The 13135-nt window shown below is 58.4% G+C and carries 8 protein-coding genes; 6 read left to right on the top strand and 2 right to left on the bottom strand.

Translation table 11 applies throughout. The annotated features are described in order from the left end of the window. Window positions 1-45 precede the first annotated feature (45 nt). The 6 genes from IE151_RS07415 (at window position 46) to IE151_RS07390 (ending at window position 7843) form a co-directional block, all read left to right on the top strand. A complete protein-coding gene (locus tag IE151_RS07415) occupies window positions 46-258 on the top strand; it encodes a ParD-like family protein (protein WP_189489360.1) in 213 nt (70 codons plus the stop codon). Then, window positions 255-1016: a type I methionyl aminopeptidase gene (map, locus tag IE151_RS07410; RefSeq protein WP_189489359.1), complete on the top strand. Its 762-nt coding sequence runs from the start codon at window positions 255-257 to the stop codon at window positions 1014-1016. The genes IE151_RS07415 and map overlap by 4 nt, the downstream gene beginning before the upstream one ends. Window positions 1017-1122: 106 nt before the next feature. Beyond that, window positions 1123-2652 (top strand): Do family serine endopeptidase, encoded by a 1530-nt coding sequence (locus IE151_RS07405; protein ID WP_244636648.1) that lies wholly within the window; start codon window positions 1123-1125, stop codon window positions 2650-2652. 141 nt (window positions 2653-2793) lie between these two features. Continuing rightward, window positions 2794-3471, top strand: coding sequence for a response regulator transcription factor (locus IE151_RS07400; RefSeq protein ID WP_189489358.1), 678 nt, complete (start codon window positions 2794-2796; stop codon window positions 3469-3471). Beyond that, complete coding sequence (locus IE151_RS07395; RefSeq protein WP_189489357.1) at window positions 3468-4889, top strand: sensor histidine kinase; 1422 nt, start codon at window positions 3468-3470, stop codon at window positions 4887-4889. The genes IE151_RS07400 and IE151_RS07395 overlap by 4 nt, the downstream gene beginning before the upstream one ends. Before the next feature lie 23 nt (window positions 4890-4912). Further along, a complete protein-coding gene (locus IE151_RS07390) occupies window positions 4913-7843 on the top strand; it encodes a bifunctional [glutamine synthetase] adenylyltransferase/[glutamine synthetase]-adenylyl-L-tyrosine phosphorylase (protein ID WP_189489356.1) in 2931 nt (976 codons plus the stop codon). Here the strand turns inward: IE151_RS07390 and IE151_RS07385 are convergent. Together IE151_RS07385 and pepN are read right to left on the bottom strand one after the other, a co-directional pair. Next, on the bottom strand, window positions 7840-10164 hold the full coding sequence (locus tag IE151_RS07385; protein WP_189489355.1) for a PAS domain-containing sensor histidine kinase: 2325 nt from the start codon (window positions 10162-10164) through the stop codon (window positions 7840-7842). The genes IE151_RS07390 and IE151_RS07385 overlap by 4 nt on opposite strands. A gap of 181 nt (window positions 10165-10345) precedes the next feature. Continuing rightward, complete coding sequence (pepN, locus tag IE151_RS07380) at window positions 10346-12985, bottom strand: aminopeptidase N (RefSeq protein ID WP_189489354.1); 2640 nt, start codon at window positions 12983-12985, stop codon at window positions 10346-10348. Window positions 12986-13135 lie beyond the last annotated feature (150 nt).

Genomic DNA, 13135 nt, shown 5'->3' with positions numbered 1-13135 from the left:
CTGATCTTTATATGGATCGTATATGATTCATATAGAGAGATAAGCATGGGCATTGTCAGTGTCGAGGACGAGTTGCACGATCAACTGCGACGAGCAAGCAAGGTCTCTTGCCGCTCGATCAACGCGCAGGCCAGTTTCTGGATCAAGGTCGGAATGCTGTGCGAAACCAATCCGACGCTTAGTTTCAACGAGATCATTGAGCGCGAGTTCAGCTCGGCCGGCGTTTCAGCACAATCTCTGGTGGCGGACGAAGCATGATCAAGCGACCTGAAGAACTGGCGCTGCTGGCAGAATCGGGCAGGCTTTTGGCTTCCGTGTTTTCGCTTCTGGATCGGACGCCATTGCTCGGCCTCTCGACGCTTGAGGTCAATGATATGGTGGAGCGCTTTATCGTTGAGGATCTCCGCGCTCGTCCCGCGAGCAAGGGGCAATATGATTATGGTTTCGTTCTGAATTCTTCCCTCAACGAGGTCGTCTGTCACGGCGTTCCATCAGCATCGGATCTGTTGAAGGATGGCGATATCGTCAATTTCGACATCACGCTCGAGAAGAACGGTTATATCGCCGATGCCAGCAAGACCTACATGATTGGCAATGTGAACCCGGCTGCCAGGAGACTGGTGCAAACAACTTACGACGCAATGTGGAAGGGCATAAAGGCCGTTCGCCCGGGCGCGCATCTCGGCGATATCGGCTTTGCAATCGAAAAACATGCCAAGCGCCATGGCTATTCCGTAGTGCACGAATATTGCGGCCATGGCATAGGCAAGGAAATGCATGAGGAGCCGCAAATCCTGCATTTCGGCAGGCCGGGAACAGGTCCGGTGATGCGGGAAGGGATGGTTTTCACCATCGAACCAATGCTCAACCGAGGACGGCGTACCGTACAGACCGAAGAGGATGGCTGGACGGTGGTGACGAAGGACGGATCGCTCTCCGCGCAGTTCGAGCACACGGTTGCCGTGACTGCTTCGGGCGTATCTGTACTGACCTTGCGCCCGGACGAGCAGCTTTAGGCATCACATTACCAAAAATTCATCCAATGGAAATTGGAAGGTAATGTACGAGGCTCTATCTAAATCGTCAGAACAAATCATCTCGCACGATTCACGAGGAGTCAAAATGTCTACTTCTTCCCTGTTCCAAGGTCGTAAGCGCCTTATGTCGGCCGTTGCATCGGTGGCGCTCGCGGGCGTTATCGGCTTCGGCGCGGCAACGACCGGTATCAGCCAGTCGAATGCCGAGCCGGTTCGCGTGGAGAGCCAGGCGCAGGTCCCGGGTTTCGGTGACATCGTCGAGAAGGTTACGCCTGCCGTCGTTTCGGTTCGCGTGGACCAGAAGGCAAAAGAAGTAGCCGGCGGCAGCGGTTCGTTCTCCTTCGGCGTCCCGAATCTTGACGATTTGCCTAACGACCATCCGTTGAAACGCTTCTTCCGCGACTTCCAGTTCGAAGGACCGCGCGGTGAACGTGGCGGCCGGCATGGCCCCTCCCGACCGCACACCGTTGCGCAGGGCTCGGGCTTCTTCATCTCCGCGGACGGTTATATCGTGACAAACAACCACGTGGTTGCCGACGGCGAGAAGTTCACGATCGTTACCGAGGCCGGAAAGGAATTCGAGGCCAAGCTCATCGGTACCGATCCGCGCACGGACCTCGCAGTTCTGAAGGTCGATGCTAAAGATACGACATTTACCTATGTCGATTTTGCCGATGACAACAGCGTTCGCGTCGGCGACTGGGTAGTTGCAGTCGGCAATCCGTTCGGTCTTGGTGGAACGGTTACCGCCGGTATCGTTTCGGCACGCGGTCGTGACATTGGCGCGGGTCCTTATGACGACTTCCTTCAGATCGACGCTGCCGTCAATCGCGGCAATTCCGGTGGGCCGGCCTTCAACCTGAACGGCGAAGTGGTCGGCGTGAACACCGCGATCTTCTCCCCTTCGGGTGGCAATGTCGGCATCGCATTTGCAATTCCGGCATCTGTTGCTCGTGACGTGGTTGCCTCGCTGATGAAGGATGGCTCGGTCCAACGTGGCTGGCTGGGCGTACAGATTCAGCCGGTGAATGAGGAGATTGCAGACTCACTTGGTCTTTCCGATGCCAAGGGAGCACTGATCGCCGGGGTGCAGGGTGACGGGCCTGCCAAGGCCGCGGACATCCAGACCGGGGATGTGGTGACCAAGGTCAATGGCGAGGTTGTCGAATCGCCGCGCGAACTGTCGCGGATGATTGCCGCCATCAGCCCGGGTAGTAAGGTCGAGATCAGCGTCTGGCGTGCAGGTAAGGAAGAAACCAAGTCCGTTGATCTCAAGGCCATGCCGGGTGAGGATCAAATGGCGTCTGTCATGACCCCACAAAATGGCGGGCAGACGGAGGGTAGCGGTTTGGACGATTTCGGCTTGACCGTTACGCCGTCGGAAGACGGCAAAGGGCTGGTCGTGACCGATGTTGACCCGAATGGTGAAGCCAGCCAGCGTGGCATCCAGACCGGCGACGTGATCGTCTCCGTTAATTCGCAGCCTGCGAATGATGCAGATTCCGTGTCCAAGGCTGTGGAGGATGCAACGTCGAAGGGCCGTAAGGCAATTCTTCTGCAGATCGACCGCGACGGAGCGACCCGCTTCGTTCCAATGCCTATCGCCGAAGGTTGACAGGGCACGCGCTTCTTCGGTGTGCTTGCTGGCGCGTGCCTTTTTGAAGGGGCGCGTGAGCATCGAGCTTGTAGATGACGGTGGCGGCGGCTTGTATTGAGCGCCGCCATCGTTTTTAGAGAAGAGTGGCGGAGGCAGACTATGAAGATTCTTATAATCGAAGACGATCGCGAGGCTGGCTCCTATCTCGAAAAGGCATTTGAGGAGAGTGGCCACACCGTCCACCTTGCCGCTGACGGAGAGGCCGGTTTCGCGCTGGCGGACAGCAACGAATATGATGTGCTGATCGTTGATCGCATGTTGCCGCGCCGGGATGGGCTTTCGGTGATCGCGGCCTTGCGTGCCCGCGGAAACACGACACCTGCACTGATCCTTTCTGCGTTGGGGGAGGTCGATGACCGCGTTACCGGCCTGCGCGCTGGCGGCGACGACTATCTGACGAAACCCTATGCCTTCAGCGAATTGCTCGCACGAGTGGAGGTCCTGAACCGGCGCAGCGGCGCCAAGGAAGTCGATACGACCTATCGTGTGGGCGATCTGGAACTCGATCGCCTGTCGCACTCGGTCAAGCGCGGCGGCAAGGACGTGCTCTTGCAGCCACGCGAATTTCGCTTGCTCGAATATCTGATGCGCCATGCGGGGCAGGTGGTGACGCGCACCATGCTGCTTGAAAATGTCTGGGACTATCACTTCGATCCGCAGACCAACGTGATCGACGTTCATATTTCGCGCCTGCGCTCCAAGATCGAAAAGGGCTTCGAGCAGCCAATCCTGCACACTGTGCGCGGCGCAGGCTATGTCCTGCGGGCTGCGACATGATACCCCGTCTCCGTGCCCTGCTTCGGACGACGGCTTTTCGGCTGTCCGCACTGTTTCTGCTGCTTTTTGCCGTGAGCGCTGCATTCCTCGTTTTTTATATGATGTCGTTGTCGCAGCGTATGCTCTATGACCAGACGCAGGCGACCATAAACGAAGAGGTGCGCGGCGTGGTGGAAGGTTATCGCCGCGGCGGTCTGCCGGCCCTTGTGCGGGTGATCGAGCGACGGTCACGCCAGCCAGGCGCCAATCTCTATCTGCTTGCCGATCCGAACGGTCGTGTGCTTTCCGGCAATGTGCAGGCAATCGATCCACGCGTACTGGCTATGGAAGGGTGGACCGAACAGCCGATCCGCTACCAGCGCTACGGCGACCAGCGCAATGCAGGCGGGGAAGACGAGCGCCCGCACGAGGCGATCACGCTGACCCTGCGCATGCCGAACCAGATGATATTGCTGGTCGGACGCGATCTAGGCGAGCCGCAACTATTCAATCAGGTGATCCGCCGCTCGCTTCTGGTGGCGCTGGTGACAATGGGGCTGGGAACGCTGGCGATCTGGTTCCTGGTCGGGCGGCGAGCACTCCTGCGGATCGACAATATCTCGCTGGCGAGCCGGCAGATCATGGCCGGCGATCTGTCGAAGCGGCTTCCGGTCACGGGATCGGGCGATGAATTCGACCGTCTGTCGGAGAATCTCAATGCTATGCTGGCGAAGATCGCCAGCCTCAATGACGGGCTCAAGCAGGTTTCAGACAATATTGCTCACGACCTGAAAACGCCGCTGACACGACTGCGCAACCGCGCCGAAGCGTCACTTGCGGGAACAAAAAGCGAGGATGAATATCGCGCCGCCCTCGAAGCCAACATTGCCGAATCGGACCAGTTGATCCGCACCTTCAACGCGATCCTGATGATCTCCCGTTTAGAGGCCGGCTACTCTGCCGAACAGGTTTCGCAGATCGACCTTGCAGATATCATGCGCGACGTTGTGGAGCTTTACGAGCCTTTGGCGGAGGATGCCGGCGTCAAGCTTTCCGGGGATGTGAGCGGTGAATTTCCCATGCAGGTCAACCGCGAACTGGTGGGGCAGGCATTGTCGAACGTGGTGGATAATGCCATCAAATATGCGCAGGGAACCGAGCGTGTCCCGACGGTGGAGGTCAGCCTGAAACGTGAAGGGGACGTGCTGGCGCTGAGCATTGCCGATAATGGCCCCGGCGTACCGGATGAGGATGACCGAAAGCGCGCGACGGAACGGTTCGTGCGGCTCGAGGAAAGTCGCTCGCAACCAGGATCGGGCCTGGGGCTGTCACTTGCAAAGGCAGTGATGCAGTTTCACGACGGCACGCTGGAATTGCTCGACAACGGGCCGGGGCTGCGGGTGGTGATGCGCTTTCCGATGCTGGCCCGCAAGGCATGACAGGTTGTTAGGGAGAGCAGACCATGGCCGAGACGATTGCAGAACTGAAACTGGCCGTGCGCTCGCTCCATCCGCTGGACGCGGAACACGCCCGAAAGTTCCGCAAGGAACTCGGAGAGGACATCGAAGGATCGGCTGCCGCGCTTGCGCACCTCCTGAAAGCTGAAGGCGAACAAGTCCGGTTCATTGAAGCGTTGTTTGATCTGTCGCCCTTCATGCGTGACAGTGTGCGCCGCAGGCCCCAGACATTGGAAGCGCTGTTCGACTTATCCGTCGAAGAACGACTGGCGCAGTTGCGTGCGGAACTGGAGCGCGTCGGTTTTGCCGAGACCGAAAAGGACGTGATGCGGCTATTGCGCCAGTTGAAGGCGCAGGCTCACTTCCTCATCGCATTGGACGATATCGCAAACAATGTGGAGCCGCAGGTAACTGTGGAGCGCCTGAGCGATCTGGCGAGCGCCTGTGTCAATGCGACGGTGAACTTCCTGCTGCGTGAAGCCCATGGACGCGGCAAGATCGCATTGCCTGACGAGAGCCAACCGGGCAGAGGAAGCGGCTGGATCGTCCTGGCAATGGGCAAGCTCGGCGCGCGAGAACTGAACTTCTCGTCTGACATCGACCTGATCTCGTTCCTCGATCCTGATGCTCCGGCAATTTTGGACCGAATGGAAGCAGGTGACCTTTTTTCCAAGCTGACGCAGCGCATGATGCGCATTCTGCAGGACCGGACCGAGCATGGCTATGTGTTTCGAACAGACTTGCGCCTGCGGCCCGACCCTGGCTCCACACCGCTTTGTATCCCTGTTGGCGCTGCACTCGTTTATTATGAAAGCCGCGGCCAGAACTGGGAACGCGCGGCCATGATCAAGGCCTGCGCGATCGCGGGGGACATCAAGGCTGGTGAAGCCTTCCTTCGCGAACTGCAACCATATGTCTGGCGAAAATATCTCGATTACGCAGCAATTGCCGATGTGCATTCTATCAAGCGGCAAATCCACGCCCACAAGGGGCACGGCGCGGTGGCGGTCAAGGGGCACAACGTCAAGCTGGGGCGCGGTGGTATCCGCGAGATCGAGTTCTTCGTGCAGACGCAGCAGCTGATAGCGGGCGGGCGGGTGCCGGAGTTGCGCGGCAAGAAGACGGTGGAGGTCCTTGCCGAACTTGAAAAGCGCAAGTGGATCGACGCCGATACGCGCGACGAAATGACAGCAGCCTACTGGTTCCTGCGCAAGGTCGAGAACGCGATCCAGATGGTCAATGACGAGCAGACGCATTTGATGCCAACCGATGATGAGGGCGTGGAGCGGATCGCGCGTTTGGTCGGCGAGACAGATTTCGTCTCGCGGTTCACGACGATCTTGCAGACGGTCGAAAAACATTACGCCGAGCTGTTCGAGACGGCGCCGTCGCTTTCCTCGGGCATCGGCAATCTCGTTTTCACAGGCGACGAGGATGATCCCGACACGTTGAATACACTCGCTTCGCTGGGCTTCAAGAGACCAAGCGACATTGCACGCATCATCCGCGTCTGGCACTTCGGACGCTATCGCTCGACACGCTCCGCCGAAGCGCGCGAACGACTGACGGAATTGACGCCGGCACTTCTCAAGGCCTTCGGCGAAACCCGGCGTGCCGATGAAGCGGTGTTGCGACTGGACAGCTTGTTGCAAGGACTGCCCGCAGGCATTCAGCTCTTTTCCCTGCTCCATTCAAATCCTGGTCTGCTCCAATTATTGGCAACGATCATGGGATCGGCGCCGCGACTGGCCGACATCGTGACCAAGCGCCCCCATGTGTTCGATGGCTTGCTCGATCCCGCAATCCTCTCCGAATTGCCGGATCGCGATTATCTGGCGTCGCGGCTAGAGGCGTTCCTGGGTAACGCGCCAATCTATGAAGAGCGCCTCAACCGGTTGCGCATCTTCGCCGCAGAGCAGAAATTCCTGATAGGAATTCGTCTTTTGACCGGCACGATCGACGGGGCGCGTGCGGGGGCAGCATTTTCAGACCTTGCCGACCTGACGATCGGCACCGCGCTTGAAGCGGTGATCGAAGAGATGGAGACGCGCCACGGCAGGGTAAGAGGCAGTGCGATTGCACTATTGTGTATGGGTAAGCTCGGCAGCCGCGAACTGTCCGCGGGTTCCGACGTCGATCTGATTCTGCTTTATGATCACGATCCGGAAGCTGATGAAAGCGATGGCGAAAAGCCTCTGGCAAGCTCGCAATATTTCGCGCGATTGACGCAGCGGCTTATCGCAGCGGTTTCAGCCCCGACTGCTGAAGGCGTGCTCTACGAAATCGATCTGCGCCTTCGCCCCTCCGGCAATAAAGGACCGGTGGCAACGCATATAGACTCGTTCCGCCGCTATCAGGCGAGCGAAGCATGGACCTGGGAGCATATGGCCCTGACGCGTGCCCGCGCGATCGCGGGTGATTTGGAGTTCTGCGCCAAGGTTGAAGCCGATGTGCGCAAGATTGTCAGCGCGAAGCATGATGCGGCGAAGGTACGTGCAGACGCAGCAGAAATGCGTGCGCTGCTGGAGGAAGAGAAGCCGGCCAAAAACCGATGGGATTTGAAGCTCGCCAAAGGCGGGTTGATCGACCTCGAATTTATCGCCCAGGTGGCACGGCTGACGGCTAAGGTTCCTGCAGCCACCGAAACCACATCGACGGTCGAAATATTGTCGCAGCTCCAAGGCGGAGCGGCTACGCCGCAGATGGCGGACGAACTGGCGGCGGCGCACCGGCTCTATACGGGCATCTCGCAGATGATCGCGCTTTGTCTGACGGGGCCGCTCGACCCGGATGATATTCCGCCGGGACTAGCCGATCGTCTTCTGGCAGTGGGGGACGCTCCTGACATGGCGGTTCTGGAAGCGCAGATCGACGAAGCCATGACGATGGTGCGGGACGGTTTCGAAAAGCTCGTTGGCGCCGTCCTTAGACCTTAAGCTGCCTGCGATAGCGAACCGCGCACTGGAATGCGGACCGAGACAATCGTTCCCTTGCGCTCGATGGAGCGGATGCGCAGTGCACCCCCATGTAGCTCGACAAGAGAACGCGAGATGGCGAGGCCCAGGCCGGAACCCTCGTGGTTCTTGGAAAACTGGTTTTGCACCTGCTCGAATGGACGACCGAGCTTCGAAAGAGCGGATTTCGGGATGCCGCAGCCATTGTCCTCGATCGAGAGAACCATGGCATCACCCGCAAGCCGGGCGCGCAGGGTGACCCGCCCGCCAATATTGGTGAATTTCAGCGCATTGGACAGAAGGTTGATCGCCACCTGCTTCATGGCGCGGCGATCGGCATTGAGACGAATGTTTGGTTCGATTTGCGTATCGAGAGTGATATTTTTGCGGCTGGCTTGCAAGGAAAGGACGCGCACGGTTTCCTCGAGGATGGGATTGAGATCGAGCGGTTCGCTGGCGATTGAAACCTGGCCCGCCTCGATCTTCGACATGTCCAGGATGTCGTTGATCACGTTTAACAGATGATTGCCGCTCGTGTGGATGTCGCGGATATAATCCTGGTATTTTTCCGAACCAAGCGGGCCGAACAAGCCGGATTCCATGACCTCGGAGAAGCCGATGATCGCATTAAGCGGTGTACGCAGCTCATGCGACATGTTGGCGAGGAATTCCGACTTGGCGCGGTTGGCCGCCTCGGCGCGCTCGGTCTCCTTCATGTATTTCTTGTTCAGCTCGACCAACTCGCGGGCGCGCTGCTGCTCCGACTTGCGCGCAAGCGACAGATCGGAGATGGACGACATGAGACGACGTTCGCTTTCGACAAGTTTTTCCTGGTGCTGCTTCAAGAGCGTAATATCTGAACCGATGGAGACGATGCCGCCATCGCGAGTACGCAATTCCGAAACCTGAAGCCAGCGGCCGTCGGAGAGCTGGCGTTCGAAGGTAGCCGCATTGCGGCCATGCGATCCCATCGCAAGACGGCGCTCCACGACCGGCGCAATCGCCTGCTTCTCAATATCATAGCGCATCATGCCTGGCATGATATCGGCATTTTCGAGCCCTTGATCCTGCATATACTTGCTGTTGCACATGACGAGGCGGCCCTGTGCATCCCACAGGACGAAGGATTCCGTGATATTTTCGATCGCGGTGCGCAGGCGCATATCAGCTGCTTCCGAGCGTTGGGCAAGCGTGCGCTGCTCGGTGACGTCGACGGCAATGCCGATGAGCTGCATTTCGGCAGCGTCAGGATCGACGACCTGCGCGCGCGCCCGGACCCACACCCAATGGCCGTCAGCATGGCGCATACGGAAAATCTGGTCGATGTGATCAGTTTCGCGGGCGGCGAGCTGGTTCGCCAGTTCAAAGAGGTTGGCGTCTTCCGGATGAATGAACTGCTCCACCTCGCCGAAGGAAAGCATGTCGTCGAAATGCGCATAACCGAGCATGTCGTACATGGAGGGCGACCAGTACATGCGACCGCGCGCCATGTCCCAGTCCCACAGACCGCAACGGCCGCGGTTAAGGGCGAGATCGATGCGCTGATGGGCTTCCGTGTAGATGCGATCGGCGGTGAGCGCGCGTGCCGACTGGCTGAAATAGGCGTATAGCAAGACAATCAGAACACCAGCCGTCAGCGCGAAAAGCGCGACGTTGAGCGCAACCGATTTACGCCATTGCGAAAAGACGGAATCCTTGGAGATGAGAGCGACACCTGCACCCTGGCCGTCTCCCACCAGATCGAGTGATGCATACCAGGTGGTGCCGGCGAACTGTACTTCCATGACGCCCGCACGCTTGCCAAACAGGAAGAGCGGTTGAGCACCGGAGATCAGCTCTTCAAGCGATCGACCAGTCCACTTGCGCCACTCGGGAGAGGCGGCCAGAACGCGCATATCCGCGTCGACGAGAGCAAGAACATAGTCTCCGCGCGTGCCGCGGCTCTCGGCGTCGGAAAGAATGCCGCGATATGTGTCTAGGGAAGGCGTTTCGCCCGAACGCAACATCTCGCTCATCGTACCGGCGAGATGGCCGGAAGTGAGAGCCAGCGTGGTACGAGCGCCGTCGTCGATGGTTTCGCGCACGCTCATCATCGACAGGATGCGGGCAGCAGCGATCACCACGAGAAAAAGAAGGATAAGGGCGGGGACAGAACGACGGATGAGCGGTTCAAGCGCAAGCAGCTTGCGATAGGCGGGTGCCGCGATAAGGCGCGCGTTTCCGGCAGGTTCTCCGCTTGGAGCAAACCAACCTTGAAACAATGCACTGCCACGCGTCGCGCGCCACGCGTCCGCCTTTGCCATGAAGGCCCCCAGATTGCCTTTAGAGTACCAATCGGGAAACGCCGCTGCCCCCGAATCGTGTCCCTAGAGAATCAGAGGTGATTCGCATTGTCCAGAGTTATGGTTAACGAAATGTAAATTTCTGATTGACTCTACGGGCAAACAGAGTCCGCAGAGCCAATTCTGATTCCATAACCTGTTCCTATGCGAGTGTTCGCTCCAGAATGTCCGAGAGATCGATGGAGCAGCCTTCGCGCGCTGCCATCACGGCAAGCGTTTCGCGCGCTTTTTCGCGACGCACCGGTTCGAGTGAACGCCAGGAACGAAGAGCAATGGCCAGACGCGCGGCAAGCTGCGGATTACGCTCGTCGGCTTTGGTGACAACCTCGGCAAAGAGTGTGTAACCGGATCCGTCCGCTGAATGAAACGCGGTCTGATTGGCGGAAGAGAAGGCCCCGATCAGAGCGCGCACGCGGTTCGGGTTGAGCATGGAAAAGGCCGGATGGTTCATCAATGCGCGAACACGTGCAACCGTCTGCTCACCCGGTATGGTCGCCTGGATCTGCATCCACTTGTCGAGGACCAGAGGATCGCTGCGGAAGTCGTGCTCGAAGCGCGAAAGCTCCGTCCGGGTCTCGTCCGCATCTGGGAAGCGGTGCGCCAGAACGGAGAGAGCGGCGATGCGGTCTGTCATGTTTCCGGATTGCATAGCCGATTGATGCGCACGCCCCGGCCCGCCGTCGGCCAAGCTCAGATAATCGAGCAGCACATTGCGCAGCGAGCGCTTGCCCGATTGCTCGGCATCAGGCGCAAAGGGGCCGTTGATCGCATTGGCCGCATATATTTTTTCGAACGCCGCAGCATTGGCCTTGCCGATGGAAGCCTGCAAGGCGATGCGGGCTGCATAGATGGCATCCGGATCGATATTTTCACCGATTTCGCGGGCAAGGTCAGCCTCGGAAGGTGGGGTCAGGGCGAGGGCGCGGAAGGCGGGTTCAAGTGAATCATTTTCTGCGATCTTACCCATAAGGCTAAGAATCTGCGGCGGAAAATCTAGCGCAGCGCCTGTCTTTTCCTGACCAACGGCATTTTTCAAGGCGTCCATCAGCAAGGCGTTGATGGCTTCCCAGCGGTTGAATGCGTCGCTGTCATGGGCGGCCAGAAAGAGGCGGTGGGCGACGTCGAAATCGTCTTTCAGCACAATCGGCGCGGAGAAACCGCGATTGATGGAGAGTATCGGCTTTTCCTTCAAGCCTTCGAAGACGAAGCTTTTCTCCATCGCATCAAAGCGAATTACCGAGCCGTCCACCCCCTGTGGGGCGGTGTATGCGAGCTCACTCCCGTCACGTCCCAGCAGACCGAAGACAAGCGGGATGAGCAGCGGCTTACGCGTGTTCAAGGCGGGGCCGCCGATCGCACTCTGTTTTAGATGAAGGGTGAAGGTGCCAGCCGTTTGGTCATATGCTGTCGAAAGCGTGACCTTGGGCGTGCCATTCTGATGATACCAGAGCGAGAATTGCGAAAGGTCGAGCTTTGCTGCATCCTCGAAAGACTTGACGAAATCCTCTATCGTCGCAGCATCGCCGTCGTGTCGCTTCAGGTAGAGGTCCATGCCAGCGCGGAATGCTTGCTCGCCAAGCAGGGTGCGGATCATGCGCACGACCTCCGATCCCTTCTCATAGATCGTCGTCGTGTAGAAATTATTGATCTCTTTATAGACGTCCGGCCGGACCGGGTGAGAGAGTGGCCCCTGATCCTCAGGGAACTGGTGCGTGCGCAGCGTACGCACTTCCGCAATGCGCTTGACCGCGCGCGAGCGTTGATCGGCGGAAAACTCGTGGTCGCGGAAAACGGTAAGCCCTTCCTTGAGGCAGAGCTGGAACCAGTCGCGGCAAGTGATTCTGTTGCCAGTCCAATTATGAAAATATTCATGACCGATAATGGCCTCGATCAACGCGTAATCGACGTCCGTCGCGGTCTTCTCGTCGGCTAGGACATATTTGTCATTGAAGACATTGAGCCCTTTGTTTTCCATCGCGCCCATGTTGAAATCCGACACGGCCACGATGTTGAAAACGTCGAGATCATATTCGCAGCCGAAGACATCCTCGTCCCATTTCATCGAACGCTTGAGCGCGTCCATGGCATAGAGGGCACGCTCTTCCTTGCCGTGTTCGACATAGATTGCGAGATCGACCGGTTTGCCGCTGGCGGTTGTGAAATGGTCGCGGATGACGCCCAGATCGCCGGCTACCAGGGCGAAGAGATAGCTGGGTTTCGGGTGCGGATCGTGCCACTCCGCGAAATGACGACCATCGCCAAGATCTCCGCTTGCGCCCGGGTTGCCGTTGGAAAGCAGGACCGGGCAGTTCGCACGATCCGCTTCGATGCGCACGGAGTAGATGGAGAGAACGTCCGGGCGATCATAGAAATAGGTGATGCGGCGGAAGCCTTCCGCTTCGCATTGGGTGCAATAATTGCCACTGGAGCGATAGAGGCCCATCAGTGCCTTGTTCTCCTCAGGATCGATTTCCGTTTCTATCGTCAGGGAGAAGGAGGAGGAGGAGGGCAGTTGCTTGATGATCAGGCAGTCGGCGGTCGCTTCATAGGCATCGGCTGCCAGGGCTTTTCCATCGATGGAAATGCTTTTGAGCACGAGGCCGTCGCCGGCCAATTTGAGAGCGGTAACGTCGGCGGCCGGATCGCGGCGCTCGAGGCTCAGCGTTGCTGTGACAAGTGTCTCGCGTGGATCGAGCCGGAAAATGAGACGGGTTTCAGGGATAAGAAAATCGCTCGGACGATAATCCTGAAGACGGAAGACGGTGCCAGTCTCTGTACGCATGAAAGCCTCTTGAATGCCCTAGATCCAGAGGAAGCTTAGAGCAAACCTGCGGGCCTGCCTACGGTTCGGGACGCTTATCGACCGATATTCGAAAGGGGATTTGCGAGGTGGTACAAAGTATTGCCAGGAGATTGTCTTGCGTTAGTCCAG

The sequence above is a fragment of the Limoniibacter endophyticus genome, from assembly GCF_014652835.1.
Lineage (GTDB): Bacteria > Pseudomonadota > Alphaproteobacteria > Rhizobiales > Rhizobiaceae > Limoniibacter > Limoniibacter endophyticus.
Note: the sequence above shows the minus strand (reverse complement) of the source record. Positions and strands in the feature narration are given on the sequence as shown.